The organism is Paraburkholderia sp. EG304 (genome assembly GCF_046543485.1).
In the GTDB taxonomy this organism is placed as follows: domain Bacteria; phylum Pseudomonadota; class Gammaproteobacteria; order Burkholderiales; family Burkholderiaceae; genus Paraburkholderia; species Paraburkholderia youngii.
In genome coordinates this window covers 21,122-36,479 of record NZ_JBKGUA010000059.1, presented here as the reverse complement: position 1 = coordinate 36,479, position 15,358 = coordinate 21,122, and the positions used below count along the sequence as shown (strand labels likewise).

At 63.7% G+C, this 15,358-nt stretch carries 13 protein-coding genes, 1 tRNA gene and 1 pseudogene; 10 read left to right on the top strand and 5 right to left on the bottom strand.

The features are described 5' to 3' along the window. Positions 1-158 precede the first annotated feature (158 nt). Positions 159-683, top strand: a pseudogene (locus tag ACLFKU_RS36865) (IS5 family transposase); the annotation flags it as partial. Between the two features lie 235 nt (positions 684-918). On the opposite strand, the gene ACLFKU_RS36860 reads toward ACLFKU_RS36865, so the two are convergent. Further along, positions 919-2,121, bottom strand: a complete 1,203-nt coding sequence (locus ACLFKU_RS36860) for a pectate lyase (RefSeq protein WP_410852458.1) — start codon at positions 2,119-2,121, stop codon at positions 919-921. Between the two features lie 967 nt (positions 2,122-3,088). Between ACLFKU_RS36860 and ACLFKU_RS36855 the strand changes: the two genes are divergently transcribed. The 3 genes from ACLFKU_RS36855 (at position 3,089) to ACLFKU_RS36845 (ending at position 5,475) form a co-directional block, all read left to right on the top strand. Next, positions 3,089-3,865: an RNA polymerase sigma factor region1.1 domain-containing protein gene (locus ACLFKU_RS36855; RefSeq protein WP_410852457.1), complete on the top strand. Its 777-nt coding sequence runs from the start codon at positions 3,089-3,091 to the stop codon at positions 3,863-3,865. An 83-nt stretch (positions 3,866-3,948) separates the two neighbouring features. Beyond that, positions 3,949-4,131 (top strand): CsbD family protein, encoded by a 183-nt coding sequence (locus ACLFKU_RS36850; RefSeq protein WP_368581940.1) that lies wholly within the window; start codon positions 3,949-3,951, stop codon positions 4,129-4,131. A 249-nt stretch (positions 4,132-4,380) separates the two neighbouring features. Then, entirely contained in the window at positions 4,381-5,475 is a 1,095-nt protein-coding gene (locus tag ACLFKU_RS36845; RefSeq protein ID WP_368581941.1) for an AI-2E family transporter, read from the top strand. A 17-nt stretch (positions 5,476-5,492) separates the two neighbouring features. Here ACLFKU_RS36845 and ACLFKU_RS36840 read toward each other — a convergent pair whose 3' ends face one another. From ACLFKU_RS36840 to ACLFKU_RS36830, 3 genes are all read right to left on the bottom strand, one after another. Further along, complete coding sequence (locus ACLFKU_RS36840; RefSeq protein WP_410852456.1) at positions 5,493-6,779, bottom strand: MFS transporter; 1,287 nt, start codon at positions 6,777-6,779, stop codon at positions 5,493-5,495. Between the two features lie 66 nt (positions 6,780-6,845). Next, complete coding sequence (locus ACLFKU_RS36835) at positions 6,846-7,682, bottom strand: siderophore-interacting protein (RefSeq protein ID WP_410852455.1); 837 nt, start codon at positions 7,680-7,682, stop codon at positions 6,846-6,848. Positions 7,683-7,746: 64 nt separating this feature from the next. Continuing rightward, positions 7,747-8,586, bottom strand: a complete 840-nt coding sequence (locus ACLFKU_RS36830) for a PadR family transcriptional regulator (RefSeq protein WP_410852454.1) — start codon at positions 8,584-8,586, stop codon at positions 7,747-7,749. A gap of 270 nt (positions 8,587-8,856) precedes the next feature. On the opposite strand from ACLFKU_RS36830, the gene ACLFKU_RS36825 reads away from it, so the two are divergent. The 5 genes from ACLFKU_RS36825 to ACLFKU_RS36805 all read left to right on the top strand — a co-directional run bounded on the left by ACLFKU_RS36825 (position 8,857) and on the right by ACLFKU_RS36805 (position 12,746). Then, positions 8,857-9,798, top strand: coding sequence for a DUF5996 family protein (locus ACLFKU_RS36825; protein ID WP_410852453.1), 942 nt, complete (start codon positions 8,857-8,859; stop codon positions 9,796-9,798). Between the two features lie 74 nt (positions 9,799-9,872). Further along, positions 9,873-9,950: transfer RNA gene (locus ACLFKU_RS36820), tRNA-Gln, on the top strand. 287 nt (positions 9,951-10,237) lie between these two features. After that, positions 10,238-10,444, top strand: a complete 207-nt coding sequence (locus tag ACLFKU_RS36815; RefSeq protein WP_410852452.1) for a helix-turn-helix domain-containing protein — start codon at positions 10,238-10,240, stop codon at positions 10,442-10,444. Between the two features lie 509 nt (positions 10,445-10,953). Next, complete coding sequence (locus tag ACLFKU_RS36810) at positions 10,954-11,823, top strand: NmrA family NAD(P)-binding protein (protein ID WP_410852451.1); 870 nt, start codon at positions 10,954-10,956, stop codon at positions 11,821-11,823. 122 nt (positions 11,824-11,945) lie between these two features. Continuing rightward, on the top strand, positions 11,946-12,746 hold the full coding sequence (locus ACLFKU_RS36805) for an AraC family transcriptional regulator (protein ID WP_410852450.1): 801 nt from the start codon (positions 11,946-11,948) through the stop codon (positions 12,744-12,746). A gap of 64 nt (positions 12,747-12,810) precedes the next feature. Here the strand turns inward: ACLFKU_RS36805 and ACLFKU_RS36800 are convergent, their stop codons facing one another. After that, the gene (locus ACLFKU_RS36800) at positions 12,811-14,412 is read right to left on the bottom strand and encodes a DHA2 family efflux MFS transporter permease subunit (RefSeq protein ID WP_410852449.1); all 1,602 of its coding nucleotides are present in this window, start codon (positions 14,410-14,412) and stop codon (positions 12,811-12,813) included. A 213-nt stretch (positions 14,413-14,625) separates the two neighbouring features. On the opposite strand from ACLFKU_RS36800, the gene ACLFKU_RS36795 reads away from it, so the two are divergent. Next, complete coding sequence (locus tag ACLFKU_RS36795) at positions 14,626-15,300, top strand: alpha/beta hydrolase (protein ID WP_368583687.1); 675 nt, start codon at positions 14,626-14,628, stop codon at positions 15,298-15,300. The last annotated feature ends 58 nt before the right edge of the window (positions 15,301-15,358 follow it).

The following is a 15,358-nucleotide window of genomic DNA, read 5'->3' as shown; positions in this document are numbered from 1 at the left end:
AAAACGCGGTTGCCAAATCAGGCAAAAAAACGCATTCTTGAGTCCCTTCGAAATCGCGTTTCGGGGCCATTCCAGGTGGCCTCATTACGCCGATCATCCCCGGCTCGATTACGCCGATCCGTGACAGGGATGAAGGGAGTGAGTTAAGGAGAGCCCAGATGACGCAACTTGGACTTGACCTGGATTTGACAACGAAGCGCACGCGTAAGCGCGAATTTCTCGATGAGGACGGCGCGGTGTGCCTTGGTTGAAGCTCATTGCGCTGCTCGAACCGTACTATCCGACTGGTAAGACTGGACGGCCGCCGTTCCCGATCGCGACGATGCTGCACATTCATTTGATGCAACAGTGGTTTGGTCTGTCCGATCCAGCGATCGAAGAAGCGTTATATGACGTGCCGCTGTATCGTGACTTCGCAGGATCTGACGGCGGCACGATGCGTTTGCCGGACGAGAGCACGATTCTGCGGTTTCGTCACCTTCTCAAAGCGCCATGGACTGGCTGCGCAGATGCTCGCGCTGGTCAATGAAATCCTGGTGAAGAAAGGCATGATGCTCAAGACCGGCACGGTGGTCGTTGCCACGTTGATTCCGGCGCCCAGTTCGACGAAAAACAGCTCCGGAACGCGCGATCCCGAGATGCGTCAGACGCAGAAAAGCGATAACTGGCGTTTCGGTGTGAGGGGCGGATTTCGCTTGATAGAAGGCGCCGTCGCGCAGCATGTGAAACTCGCTCCCGGTAGCACATACTAATGCAATCACCGATACGTGCTGCGCGGCGGGCGATTCCCGATCTGTGGTATTGCAGTGCCTGCGATGCGTCGTTGGATCGTGAAAGGGCCGCCCCTGGGCACTGACGTCAATGCCAGCGAGACGACCCCAACAGCCAGCGGGAAGTCGTCCTGATTGATCGCTGGCACTAGCGAGGACCGTAGGCCGACGCGGCGTTGAGAACGGACGAGGCCGTCCCAACTCGATAGGCGTAACCGACGGGCGCGATTGAAAAAGCCTCGCCCTTTGCCGATCTGCCGGTGGACTGAACGTACCGGTTTGCGTTTTCATGAAAAGAGTAGACATCGTCCGGCAAATCCAGACCGACCTGAATGCTCTGGTTAGTTCTAAGAAAATAGTTGCTTTCAACATAAACGACGCTGCCGCTTCCGATCTGCAGGGCGTTGTACTGGGTCTCGTCTGACCCGACGGCCGTGAGGCCAGTCGGTGTGGCGTCGTTATCGAAATAATTGTCGTAGGCGTGGACCCAGCCCCGCAGCAGCGGACGCCCCTTTAGGTTGGGGCCGAACTGGTTATGGTGCAAGGTGACATGCAGCCTGTGCCCACCATATGCATACGAATCCTGCCGAGATGCGCCCACTACCATCGCCAGGCGTTCATTGGCCAGATCTTGGTTCTTGCCCGTCCAGTCCCACAGGGGATCGGGGCGCATCGCCAGCCATTCATTGGTGAAATAAAACCGGCTATACGAGACCGTCACATTATCCGATGACAGCGTCACACTCATCAGATTGTCGCTCGTATCGTAGAAGGAACAATGATCGACCCATGCATTGGTGACCCGTCGCAGCGACACGCCTTCATAGTTGATGCCGGCGTTGTTGGATGTGCCGTAGACTTGGGCGGGTAGGGCCTGTAGATCTCCGATGACGCCATGAAAAGTGATGTTTCTGATCACGACATTCTGGATGTTCTGGTCTGCCGGCAGCATTTCGCCGTCGAATTTAAGCTGGACGTTTTTCAGCACCGCATTGCCACCGCTGGCGCCTTCGATCGTGGTGTTGTTCCAGTCCGTGCTGGCGAAGGTGATGGTCGTCAGTCGCGGTCCGCCGTAGATTTCGCCCTTGACTAGGATGTGGTGCTGTCGCGCGCTGAACGCAGCCAGCAGATCAGCGAGGCTGTCGACCGTGACGGCTGGATCGTCTGATCCGGTCGCCGTTGCGAAACCGCCGGTGTCCGTGGGCAGACGCGCGGTAATTGCGGTCCGATTGAAATTGGACCGCAAGCCTGTCTCTGCTGAGCGGGCTGGCGCAGAAGACGACCCGTGCCCCCCAACACAAGCGCACAGCAGATATGCGATCAATATTGTCAGGATCAGCTGCGGCTTCATTTCATTTCCTCCTTTCAGGCCCGCACATTGTCAAGAGCCGGCATAGGCGATTTCGGCACGAAGGTGCTTCCGCACTGTCAGCTTCTCTCATTCAGCTTTGGAATACGCCGGCGCCAATGTGCATCTTGTGGCGTGGCTGCTAGTTCGTGCCGCGCCCGGTAGGACCGCCGCCCGCGGGCGGATGTGAAATCCATGCCCACAGGAGCGTTCGAGATTGCGCCAATGCGCCGATGCGCGCGCCCAAGGCGCCATAACGCCCAGCCATTCACCGAAACCCGGTGGATGCCGGATTTCTGTCAAAAAGAGCGAGAATATCGGCTTTGCTAATGAGGGTCAATCCAGAGCCCACGCGGGAGAAGGTACTGAAGGCGGCCGACACGCTAGGGCAGTTGCACGCCGTAGACGTGATATCCGTCAAACAGCAAAAGCTAGCGGTCCAGCCGAGATGTTCTCGTACGGACCTCGATGAGAGGCCTACTCGCCAATGAACCGCCATTTTCGGCGTAGAACCGACGACTGAACGACGGAAAGAGGCACGTCTCCAAGTCAGAGCTCGACCGAACCCAACGACGTTTGGCCGGAACGGCCCTGATGCGCTTCCGACTCCGCGCCGTATTCATAGATGCTCCAGTTCCACGCAAAGATCTCGATAAGCTTCGTCATATTCTATCCATCCAGATGTCGAATTCTTAGTGTGGCCCGCGGCGTAGCACGTTAACGTTGCGGACGGTCCAGATTCGCCAACTGGTGAAATGCGGTAGTTTGTGTTACGTTGCTGCCGCATTGATGCTTTTCGCCAAGTCTTGCGGTTCCCTCGCGTCCGCCCGTATCTAGGGGCTACGCATTCACTGCCCGTTGCGATTCCACAGCCTGTGTCCGTCTGTAACAGCGAAACGTGCGCGGCTCGTCGGCCGAGTGTGGACAGTCGCTGGTCGCGATTGCCGGGCAATCACGTCCAGGAGAATCTATGTCAAAGGTCGATTGGCCCTATTCACGTCCAGGCACAGTTTCGTCCGCTCTGAACGCGTCGGTCCCGCGCGCGTCGAAGGTCGATCCCGTAACACCCCTGCAGTCGATCGACGGGATATCGCAGGACGAAGAGCAACAGGAGCGCTGGATGCGCACTCTCATCCGACTCGGCAACCAGCGCGGCTACCTGACTCATGCGGAAATCAACGATCATCTCCCCGACAATTTTGTGCATACCGCGGCCATTGAAATCATTGCCAGCACTTTCAACGACATCGGCATTGCAGTCTACGAGCAGGCGCCAGACACGGAGAAGCCGTTCTTGGACGACGCGGCGCCGGCAGCCACGTCGGACGACAAGGCAGACCTGGAGGCCGAAGGCGCGCTTTCAACCGTCGATCCTGAATTCGGGTGCACAACGGATCCCGTTCGGATGTATATGCGTGAAATGGGTGCGACCGAATTATTGACTCGCGCGGGCGAGACTGAGATTGCGAAACGCATCGAAGAGGGACTCCACGAAATGGGCTTGGCGATCGCACGCTGCCCGCCGACTGTCTTCACGATCCTTCGAATGGTAAAGCAGATTCAATCTGGTGAACTGCGCATCGATGAACTGGTCGACGGCCTAAATGAAGACTCCGAAGCGGTCCTTCGGTCGTTGCCAGAGCTGGCTAAAACCCCGGACATTGAACACGACAGCGCTAAGGGCGACGGCGGTGAGGGCAGCGTCGTCGAAGACCGGGACATGGTGAAGGGGAAGAACCGCGAATGAAACAGCTCACGAGAGACGGCCTCGCTATCTTTTCGTTGCAACGCCAGAGGCAACTCCACAGTCAAACCTAGCAGGAAGGCACCATGGACAGGAATCGAGAAGAAGGTACAGCGAAGGAGCTCAAGGGCTCCGTCAAGGAAGCGATTGGCAAGGTCACCGGCAATCGCGCGAAGCAGGCCGAAGGAGCGGCCGAGAAGATCGCCGGCAGAATCCAGGCGAGGATCGCCGAAGAAGCCCAGGAGGAACGTGAGCGCGTGAAGAGCTAGCGCGTCGCGGTTTCGCGTACCCCAGCGTTACCTATCCGGACTGCCCGGTTTCGGGCGCATCAAAGTCAGGCACGCGATTCGTGCACTGACGCACCACGTGCGTAGCGCCTCGCACGCCGTCGGTGCTCGTCGCGTCGCGCCCTCGCGGCGCGGTATTCGACACACGTATCGTGTAAATTTCTGTTACGGTCCAGAGTCGGCCGGCGCATTCCTTGCGTCGGTACCGCATCGCTCATTCGAGGACGCTTCATGCTGGGATTCGACGTCGGCGCGGCCAGGAAGGTCTGGACCGCGTCTCTGCTCGCGCTGCTGTTTTTCGTCATCTATGTCGCGTCGACGACGGTGCTCGTCATCGTGTTCGCGGTGTTCTTCAGCTATCTGATCTACCCGATGGTCGCGCTGGTCGAACGCGTGAGGCCGCGCCGCGTGCCGCGCGTGATGTCGATCGCGGTCGTGTTCGTCGTCGTGGTTGCGCTGCTCGCGGTGGTCGGCTCGGTGTTCGGCGTGGAATTGCAGGATCAGGCGACGCGCCTCTTTTCGCAATTGCCGGGGCTGCTACGTACCGACGTGCCGAACCGTTTGCCGTTGCCGCATTTTCTCGAACCGCTGCGCGAGCGGATCGTCGATTTCCTGCGCAGCCAGATCGAGACCGGCTCCGACAAGGCCGTGCCGTTGGCGCGCAGCCTCGGGCTCGGGGTCGTGCATGCGGCGAGCAACCTGATCTATCTGGTGCTGATACCGATCCTGAGCTTCCTGTTGATCAAGGACGGCGAACGGATGCGCGACGCGTTTCTCGCGTTGCTGAACCGGCGGCATCGCGTGCTGTGGAACGAGATCGTCGACGATGTGAACGTGCTGCTGTCGAAGTACGTGCGCGCGCTGCTGTTCCTGTCGCTCGCCACGCTGTTTTGCTACGGCATCGCGTTCTCGCTGCTTGGCGTGCCGTATGCGTTTCTGCTCGCGGTCAGCGCGGGGCTGCTCGAATTCGTGCCGTTCGCGGGGCCGCTGGCGGCAGTCGCGATCACGCTGGTGGTCGCGGTGTTCAGCGGCTATCCGCACCTCTTGTGGCTGGTGATTTTCATCGGCCTGTACCGGCTGTTCCAGGACTACGTGCTCAATCCGTATCTGATGAGCGAAGGCGTCGAGGTCAGTCCGTTTCTGGTGATCGTCGGACTGCTCGCGGGCGACCAACTCGGCGGCGTCGCCGGGATCTTTCTCGCGGTGCCCGTGATCGCGACGCTAAAAATCGTGATTGGCCGGGCGCGCGTGTTTTACGCGACGTCGCACGAGCAGGGCGAGGCCGCGCGGCGCGCGCTGACCGGCAGCACCGACGACGAGACGTAGCGCGCGGCCTTGCATCGTCAACCTTCTCCGGCGATGCGCGCTTCGAGGCCAGCGGCGCGAGGCATCGTCGCGCCAGCGTCGCTGGCCGGCCCCGCTTCGCGCGGCGCGGCCTTCACACGCGAGACCCACAACACCGCCGCACACGCGACCGCCACCGCGGTCCAGCCGACGGTTCCATACCCGGCGATGCGGCCATCGGCCGACGTGCTCAGCATCAGGCCACCGAGCCACGCGCCGGTGCCCGTGCCGAGCGCCTGCAGCGCGCTGTTCGCGCTCAGGAACGCACCGCGTCGGGCGGGCTCGGGGACCGTGGTCAGCAGCGCCTGCATCGGCACCATGCGGCCGTTCATCACCACGAGGAAGCACGGGAAGAACAGCAGGAGCGCATAGAACGGCAGGTCCGGCAGATGCGTGACGAACAGCACCGGCACGAACGACAGCAGCGCCGCGCAGCGGAACACGCGCTGCGTGCCGAAGCGGTCGGCGAGCCTGCCGACGAGCCGCGACGTGAAGAAGGTCGCCGCACCGCCGCCCATATACAGCCACGACAGCTGACGCGGCGCGACCCCGTGATTGGCGACCAGCATCGGCGAGATGAACGGAATCACCAGCATGTGCGCAATCATCATCACGAACGTCAGCGCGAACGCATTCAGATGCCGCGGGTTGCTCAGGAGCCTCCACAGCTCGGGCAGCACTTCCGCGAGCGGCGGCTGTCTGCGGCTCAGATGCGCGGCCAGCGACGGCACCTGCCGCGAGGCCGCGAACCACACCAGCAGCGACAACGCGACCAGCAGGAAGAACGGCGCGGCCCAGCCGAACTGCGCGCCGAGCATCACGCCGGCCGGCACGCCGGCGATCGCCGCGAGCGAGAACGCGGTCATGATCGTGCCGGTCGCGGCGCCGCGCCGTTGCAGCGGGATCACGTCGCCGACGATCGCCATGATCACGGAGCCGAGCACGCCGCCCGTGATGCCGGCGAATGCGCGCGCGGCGAGCAGCAGCGCGAAACTCGAAGCGAGCGCGCACGCAAGGTTCGACAGCACGAACAGCGCGTAGATGGCGAGCAGCAGACGGCGGCGGTCGAAGCGGTCGATATAGGTCGCCGCGAACAGACCCGACAGCCCCGAGCACCACGAATACGCGGACACCGCCGTCGCGAACGCGGCCGGCGCGATCTGGAACGCGCTCATGATCTGCGGGCCGAGCGGCATCATCACCATGAAGTCCATGATGATGGTGAACTGCGTGAGCGCGAGCACCCACAGCAAATGGCGTTCGTGCCGTGCAGTGATTGAGTACATCGGTTGATTTCCCTTTGTTGTTGTTCGAAGTACGCCGCTGATGCCGCGCGCGACGCGAGCAGGAGCTCAGTCGTCGATCGTTTCGTGGACCGCGACCGCACCCTGTTTCCAGTAGCTGGCCGCGCGAATCCGCGCTTTGTCGACGCCGCGCTCGCCGCACAGATGCTGACGCACCGCGCGGATCGCCGCCGCCTCGCCGGCGGCCCACACGTAGCCTTCGCCGTTCTCCGGCAGCCAGGTATCGCGCACCGCGTGCAACAGCGCTTCGCCGCGCGTGCCGGTCTGCGTGTCGGCTTCGCTGCGATAGCACCAGACGAGGTGCAGCTCGGCTTCAGTCGTGAACTCGATGCGCGCGGACGGATCGGCGACCTCGATTACCGCGGCGACGCGCGTGCCGGCCGGCAACTCTTCGAGACGTCGTGCGATCGCGGGCAGCGCGGTGTCGTCGCCGATCAGCAGATGCCAGTCGAAGCCGGTCGGAATCACCAGCGAGCCGCGCGGGCCGCCGACGCCCAGATACTGGCCCACCTGCGCCTGCGCGGCCCATGTGGCCGCGGGGCCCGCGTCGTGCATCGCGAACTCGATGTCGAGCTCGCGGGCGTCGCGATCGAAACGGCGCGGCGTGAAATCGCGCGCGGTCGGCCGCTTGCCTTCGGGGAATAACGGGCCGTCGGGGCCGGCTTGCGGCAGCGTCGGTTTGTCGGCGCCGGGTTCGGGGAAAAACACCTTGATATGGTCGTCGAACGACGCTGACACGAAGTCGTGCAGATCGTCGCCGGTCAAGGTCACGCGAATCAGGTGCGGCGTCAGCGCGCGCACCTGTTTGACCTGCAGCAGACGAAACTTCAACGGATGCCGCACGCGATGCACGGCGAGGTCGGGGCGAGTGAGTTGTTCTTGCATGAGCGTGGTGCTCCTGTTCGGTTTGGGAGGACGCGCGGGTTGTCTCGTGGACGAGCGCGCGTTGTCAGACGGTCGGCTCGCTGTCGTTGCCGGTCTTCGCTTTGTTGCCGTTGCCGCCGCCTTCGATTTCCCTGGCCGCGCGCATCAGGATCGCGGCGATGCGGCGCTGCTCGTCGGCCGGCGCGTTGTCGCGGCGCAGCAGCGCGTTCTTCAGCGTGCGGCGCGCTTCGTTCAGCTCCGGCACCCAGCCGCCTTCGCTGACGTCGGCCGGCTCTTCGCCGGCCAACGCGCGGCGCACCGAATCCATCTTGCGGGCGATATGCGAGAGCCGCGCGAACATCAGTTCGACGCGCTCGCGGTTCGCGGCCAGATATTCGCGGCCCGCATCGGCCAGCTCATAGCGCTTGCGGTTGCCTTCGAGCTGCACGGTGACGTAGCCGAGCTCTTCGAGATAGGTCAGTGCCGGATAGACCATGCCGGGGCTCGGGCTGTAGAAACCGTTCGAGCGGGTTTCGAGCGCCTTGATCAGTTCGTAGCCGTGACTCGGCTGCGTGTCGATCAGCGATAGCAGCAGCAGTTGCAGATCGTCGGAGCTGAATTTGCGGCCACGCGGGAAGCCATCGCCGTCGCCGCCGAAGCCGCCCGGGCCGCCGCCGAAACCACCGTATCCGCCCATGCCGCCGGGGCCGCCATGACCGCCGAAGCGCGAGCCGCGGCCGCCGAAGCGTTGCTCGTGATGATGGCCGAAGCCGTGAAGCAAAACGTGGAACAGGAAGCGGTGCCGAGGGTCGAGGGAAGCGCCGCGGCCGGCGACGTCGCCCGCATGCAGCGGCGGATGGCCGAAGCCCGCGTGACAACGGTTCTGCGCATCGCGCGGACCGGAAAAACGATGAGGATGACGCATCTGGGATGCCTCCCATGAATGTCGTAAGATGCATCGTAAGATATATATCTTAAGATAGTCTGTCAAATCATTTTTTATCTGCGCGCGCACAGACCGCGCTCGGCTGAACCTTGTGGGCGAGCAGGCCTGCGCAACCGGTAGCCGCCGGATTGCGCGACAGGTGACAAGACTTTGCGTCTGGCGTAAGGTCATTCAGCGACCAGCGCACCTTGAAGGACTAGGGCGCGCGTCATTTGGCGATGACACAGACGAATTTGTGATGGAGCCGCTATGAGCGCGAACTGGACTGATATTCCGTACGACGCCTGGCGCGACACGTGCGCCGCGTTGCACCTCTACACGCAAATCGCCGGCAAGTACAAGCTCGCCCGAACCCCATGGCTGAATCATTCGTGGCACGCTACGTTGTACGTCAGCACGCGTGGCCTGACGACGTCGCTTATCCCCGATGCCAGCGGCGTGGAGATCGAGTTCGAGTTGCTCGAACATCGCGTGCTCGGCAGCGCTGCCGATGGACGCAAGGCGCACTTCGCGCTCGCCCCGATGTCGGTTGCAGAATTCCACGCGAACTTTTTGGATCTGGTTGCGCAACTCGGAGGCAAGCCCGTGTTTCACGGCCGACCCAACGAGATCCCGAACCTCGTGCCGTTCGAGGACGACCATGCAGCGCGCCCGTACGACGCGGATGCCGTGAGCCGCTTCTTTCGAGCGCTCGTCACGGTCTGTTGTGTGCTTGAGCGGTTTCGTACCGGTTATATCGGCAAGGTCAGCCCGGTTCATTTTTTCTGGGGTAGCTTCGATCTCGCCGTGACGCGTTTTTCTGGACGCCGCGCGCCTCTCCATCCCGGCGGCGTTCCAGCGCTACCCGATGAAGTGACGCGCGAAGCCTACAGCCACGAAGTATCGTCGGCCGGGTTCTGGCCGGGGGGACCGGCGACACCTTTCCCGGCGTTTTACTCTTACGCTTACCCGTCGCCTGACGGCTTTTCCAACGCAACACCCCAGCCGGGCGGCGCCTATTTCGACGACAAGCTTGGCGAATTCATCCTTCCGTACGAAAGCGTCCGCACGTCGAACGACCCCGAGCAAGCGCTGCTGGCTTTTCTCGAGAGTACGTATCAAGCGGCCGCGGATCTCGGCGGCTGGGACCGGGCGGCACTCGAATGCCGGGGAGGTGAGCCGCTCAGGCCGCGACCGGTGGATCACCATTGAGCGAACCCATCTCACCGTATCTGCGAGAACCCTTTGCTCTTTGCGAATCCTCTGGTAGGATCTCGCCCCTACGTAGGGGAGTCGCCAAGCTGGCCTAAGGCACCGGATTTTGATTCCGGCATTCGAAGGTTCGAATCCTTCTTCCCCTGCCATCACTCTCTTTCAAGCCCTGGATCTATCCAGGCGTCGGTCTTTCTGGCCGACATCGCGCACTTCACTCTCTGTGCGACGACTCCATCCCACATGCATGCAATCGAGCCCTTCACACTCGATGCGTCCCATTTTCAGACATCCCACAGCGTCGATCCTCTGTGAGCGTCCGATTTTGCGACACCTCGCTGCTGCGGATGACCCCTCGCTTTCCTCCCTGAACGCCAACTGAGGACGGCTTCGTTACTTTCTTCTCCTTTATATGCTTTTGACGTCGAGCCAAACTGCCGTGTCGCTCGACGATTTGCCTGCCGAGTTGCTCGATGACATCTCGATGTCCGGGGCCATGCCTTCACTGCGGGACGAGAACGCAAGTCTGGAGGCTACGGAACGTTCAGCCATTGCACGCGCCCTTGGCGTTTCGCGCAGCACGCTCTATCGCAAGATCGAGTTTTATCGGCTGGAAGGGATGGTCAAGCCAGCGGACAGGGAATGACGAAGGCTGTACGATCTTGGCCAGGCGAGGCAGGCCCAATGCGGCATGCGTTGCTCGACTAGCACAACGATAAACGAGAGCATCAGGGTGGCTGGTGCAATGGCCATAACCGCACAGGAGAGACACCAACAGCGCAGGCTGCTGGAAGTCCTGCTCCATAACGGCGAAGACTACCGGCGCATCAATGACTGTGATCACGAGCTGTTCACCTCTCTGGCGCTCGACGCGAAGGCCTTCCGAATCAGCGACTCACGCGTCGTGATGCGGCAGACCTTCTCGATGACGCGGCATAGGATGCAGGCGAGGCGCACGACGAGATTTAGCTAGCGGACGAGGGGCCGGCGCAAATACGTTTTACGTGTTGTGGCCGGCCCTGTTCTCTGACAAGCGACGCGCCGAGCGGATGACATCAAGTCACTAAACAAATGACATCCACGCTCTCGCGAAATCGCCGCGCCACACCGAGAATTCCTCCCATCACGGCATCCGCCGTCATCGAGGAGAGAAGCATGTTTGCAATTACCGGTGTGACAGGACAGGTGGGCGGCGCGGCGGCACGCGCGTTACTCGACGCGGGGCACGCGGTGCGCGCCGTGCTGCGCGACGAAAGCAAGGCGGCGCCGTGGCGCGAGCGCGGCGCCGAAGTCGCGATCGCGTCGTTCGACGACGCCGACGCGCTCACCGCCGCGTTTCGCGGCACGGCCGGCGTGTTCGTGCTGATCGCGCCGAACTTCGCGCCGCTGCCCGGCTATCCGAACGCGCATGCGGCGGCCGCGGTGCTGAAGGAGGCGCTGTCGAAGGCACGGCCGGGGAGGGTGGCGGCGTTGTCGTCGGTGGGCGGGCAGCGCGAAACGGGGCTCGGCCTGATCACGCAGGTGCATATTCTCGAGCAGACGCTCGCCGGTCTGTCGATCCCAACCGCGAGCCTGCGGCCGGCCTGGTTCATGGAGAACTCGCTGTGGGATATTGCGCCGGCCCGCATATCCGGCGTGATGCCGAGCTTTTTGCAGCCGCTCGACCGCGCGTTTCCGATGGTCGCGACAGCGGATATCGGCCACGTCGTTGCACAGACGCTCACGCAGTCGTGGCAGGGGCGACGCGTGATCGAGATCGAGGGGCCGCGGCGTTATACGCAGCGCGAGATCGCCGAGATGCTCGGCGACCTGCTCGGACGCCCGGTCGAAGCGCGGACGGTGCCGCGCGAGCAGTGGCAAGCGCAGTTTCAGGAACAGGGCACCGAGTGGCCCGCGCCGCGGATCGAGATGCTCGACGGCTTCAACTCGGGGTGGATCGATTTCGAGGATGGCGTGAACGAGAGGGTGGTCGGGACGACCTCGTATCGGACGGTGCTGGAGCAGTTGGTGAGGCGGGCAGGATAAGCCGGGTCTGGGGCGGGGCCGCGCTCGAGGTTGCCGGACCGTGTGAAGCCGCCCCGCAACCGGGCCCCGCGCGCATGCTAATCTTGCTCCCTTCGCGGACGTCCCGCGTCAGAGCAGACACCATGACGGAAGCCTTCGATCCGGACGGCATCGAGCCAGCGGTCTTCGTGGTCGGCGAGCGCCATGCGACGCTGGACGGGCCGTGGCGCGCGTATCGGCGCGCGCATCTGATTCACGTCAGCGAAGGCGTGCTGACGGTGCGCACGAAGTCCGGCCGCTGGGTCGTGCCGCCCGCCCGTGCGCTGTGGATCGCCGCGAATACGCTGCACTGCCTGCACGCGAGGCGGCCCGTGCAGTTGTATTCGCTCTACGTCGCGACCGGTTCCGCGATGGACGCGACCGCCGACCCCGCCTTAGACCCCGCCTTCGACCCCGCGCCGCTGCCCACGCAGACCGGCGCGCTGATCCCCGACACGCTGGTGCAGGCGCTGCTCGCCGCCGCGGCCGATCTGCCGCACGATCACCCTCCCGACGAACCCGCCCGCCGTCTGCTGCAAGTGCTGCTGGATCGCGTCGCCGGCTTGCCCGCCGCGCCGCTCGGCCTGAACTGGCCGGGCGATCCGCGCGCGCAGCGCATCGCCGAGGCGCTCAGCGCGAATCCCGCGCAATCGCTGGTGCTGGAGGAACTCGCCGCGGCCGCCGGCGTGACCGCGCGCACGGCCGCGCGTCTGTTCGCGAAGGAAACGGGGCAGACCTTCGGTCAATGGCGTCAGCAGTTGCGTCTGCTAGCCGCGCTCGAACATCTCGGCGCCGGTGAGAGCGTCACGCAGGTGGCGCTCGAAGTCGGCTATAACGACGTGTCGTCGTTTATCGCGGTGTTTCGCGATGCGTTCGGCGACACGCCGGCGCGCTATTTCCGCTGACGCAAGCTCGCGGCCACTCCCCAGCCACCGCGCGAGCGTCGCCTCGCGCGCTACCGAAGCTGCGTCAATGCGCGCCGGCCGCATCCGGGCCACCGCCGCCTTTGGCTGGCCGCGTGATCCAGATCAGCGGAATGATCAGCACGAAGATGATCGCCGACACAAAGAAGATGTCGTTCAGGCCCATCATCGCGGCCTGGGTGTTCACGGTGAAATCGAACAGCGCATCCGCCGATTGCGGACTCAGATGCAGCACCGACTGCGTGTTGTCGATCTGCTGCGCGAACAACGGGTTGTCGACCGACGCCTGTTCGGTGAGCCGCACGTGATGCAGGATCGTGCGGTTGTTCCATGCGGTACCCGCGATCGACGTGCCCACCGCGCCGCAGAACACGCGCACGAAATTCGATAGACCCGCCGCCGCCGGAATCCGGCTCTGCGGCTGGCCGGACAGGATGATCGCCGTCAGCGGCACGAAGAACAGCGCCATCGGAATGCCTTGCAGCAGCGTCGGCAGCACGAGGTGCCACGTGTCGACCTCGATCACGTACTTCGAGCGCATGTAGAACACGATCGCGAAGCCGACGAACGCGACCGTCGAGATCACGCGCGCGTCCGAGTGCGGCAGCACGCGGCCGAGTATCGGCGCAAGAATGATCGCGAAGATGCCGAGCGGCGCGGTGACCAGACCGGCGTCGATCGAGCGGTAGTTCAGATACTCCTGCATCCATTGCGGCAGCAGCACCAGATTGCCGAAGAACACCCCGTATGCAACCGAAATCGCGATCGTGCCGCCGAGAAAATTGCGCTGCTGAAAGAGCCGCAGATCGACGATCGGATGCTCTTCGGTCAGCTCCCAGACGAGGAAAAACGCAAAGCTGATCAGCGCGACGAGGCCGAGAATCGAGATCACCGGCGACGAGAACCAGTCGAGATCCTTGCCCTTGTCGAGCATGATCTGCAGCGACGCGACCCACGTGATCAGCAGGCCGAGGCCGACCACGTCGATCGGCGGTTTGCGCGTCGGCGATTCGCGGGTGCGGTAGATCATCCACGTGACGCCGGCCGCGAACAGGCCGACCGGGATGTTGATGTAGAAGATCCACGACCAGCTGTAACTGTCGGTGATCCAGCCGCCGAGCGCCGGACCCGCGATCGGGCCGACGGTGGCGGTCATCGCCCACAACGCGAGCGCGGTCGACGATTTCTCTTTCGGATACGAGCCGAGCAGGATCGCCTGCGACAACGGAATCAGCGGGCCGGCCACGGCGCCCTGGAATACCCGCGCGAGCAGCAGGATCGGCAGCGTCGGCGCGACGCCGCACAGCCAGGACGCGAGCGTGAACGACAGGATCGCGCCGACGAACAGCTTCACCTGGCCGATGCGCTGCGTGAGCCAGCCGGTCAGCGGAATCGCCACTGCGTTGGAGGCCGCGAACACGGTGATCACCCACGTGCCTTCGTCGACCGAGACGCCGAGGTTGCCCGAAATGGTCGGAATCGCGACGTTCGCGATCGACGTATCCAGCACGTTCATGAAGGTGGCGAGCGCGACCGCGATCGTCGCGAGAACCAGCCGGCCGCCTTCGAGAGGCGCGGGCGGCGGCGGTGGCGCGGGGGGCTGAGGCGGCGGCGACGCGGAATCAGGCGCGGCGTTGGGCTGGCTCAAACGGCGTTCTCCGGATGGTTTGCCTCGGACCGTGCGGCGCGGCGGCGGGTCCGTCGATGCGCAAAAGCATACCCGCATTCGCCCGCCGGCGTCGGCCACAGCCGCGGCCGATGCGGCTCCCGGCGACGCGAACGCGGCACGCGGCGTATGCTCGCGGCTAGGGCTGAGCCACCACGGCCAGAGCCACTAAACCACGGAAAAAAGGACACCACCATGAGTTGGCAGCAATTCGAACACGGCTGGCGGCGCGCGCCGAACACGGCACCGCAGAACGCGCCCGCGACGAGCCTCGTCGTGCTGATGCACGGCGTCGGCAGCAACGCGCGCGATCTGATGCCGCTCGCCGATATCTGGAGCGACGAGCTGCCCGGCACCGCATTCGTGTCGCTCGACGGCACCGATCCGTTCGACGGCGGCTTCGGTGGCCGCCAGTGGTTCAGCCTGCGCGACGTCGACGGAGCGAACCGCGAGGCGCGCGTCGCCGCCGCCTATCCGGCGCTGCGCCGCGTGCTCGATGCAGAGCTTGCGCATTGGCAGTTGTCTTTCGATCGGCTTGCGCTGGTCGGCTTCTCGCAAGGTTCGATCATGGCGCTGCATCACGTCGCGTCTAGCGCGGAGGGCGCGGCGGGCGTCGTCGCGTATTCGGGGCGGCTCGCCTCGCCGATCGTCTCGTCGAACCGCGCGACGCCGCTCACGCTGGTCCACGGCGAGGACGACGAGGTGATCCCGGTGCGCGAACTCGAATTCGCGGCCGACGCTTTCAGCGCCGCCGGCTACCCGGTCGACGCCTACATGCTGCCCGGCGTCGGCCATACGATCACGGCCGACGGCGTCGCGCTCGGCCGTGACGCGCTGGAACGCGCACTGGGCAAGCTGTCGCGCGATTGACACAACTCCGATAGAAAGCGGGCCTAAAGATTCTGATGAGCTTGCCGTCATACGGGCA

Excerpts from the sequence above, each read along its gene's own strand:
- ACLFKU_RS36860 (WP_410852458.1), bottom strand. The coding sequence starts at position 2,121 with ATGAAGCCGCAGCTGATCCTGACAATATTGATCGCATATCTGCTGTGC.
- ACLFKU_RS36855 (WP_410852457.1), top strand. The coding sequence starts at position 3,089 with ATGTCAAAGGTCGATTGGCCCTATTCACGTCCAGGCACAGTTTCGTCC.
- ACLFKU_RS36850 (WP_368581940.1), top strand. The coding sequence starts at position 3,949 with ATGGACAGGAATCGAGAAGAAGGTACAGCGAAGGAGCTCAAGGGCTCC.
- ACLFKU_RS36845 (WP_368581941.1), top strand. The coding sequence starts at position 4,381 with ATGCTGGGATTCGACGTCGGCGCGGCCAGGAAGGTCTGGACCGCGTCT.
- ACLFKU_RS36840 (WP_410852456.1), bottom strand. The coding sequence starts at position 6,779 with ATGTACTCAATCACTGCACGGCACGAACGCCATTTGCTGTGGGTGCTC.
- ACLFKU_RS36835 (WP_410852455.1), bottom strand. The coding sequence starts at position 7,682 with ATGCAAGAACAACTCACTCGCCCCGACCTCGCCGTGCATCGCGTGCGG.
- ACLFKU_RS36830 (WP_410852454.1), bottom strand. The coding sequence starts at position 8,586 with ATGCGTCATCCTCATCGTTTTTCCGGTCCGCGCGATGCGCAGAACCGT.
- ACLFKU_RS36825 (WP_410852453.1), top strand. The coding sequence starts at position 8,857 with ATGAGCGCGAACTGGACTGATATTCCGTACGACGCCTGGCGCGACACG.
- ACLFKU_RS36810 (WP_410852451.1), top strand. The coding sequence starts at position 10,954 with ATGTTTGCAATTACCGGTGTGACAGGACAGGTGGGCGGCGCGGCGGCA.
- ACLFKU_RS36805 (WP_410852450.1), top strand. The coding sequence starts at position 11,946 with ATGACGGAAGCCTTCGATCCGGACGGCATCGAGCCAGCGGTCTTCGTG.
- ACLFKU_RS36795 (WP_368583687.1), top strand. The coding sequence starts at position 14,626 with ATGAGTTGGCAGCAATTCGAACACGGCTGGCGGCGCGCGCCGAACACG.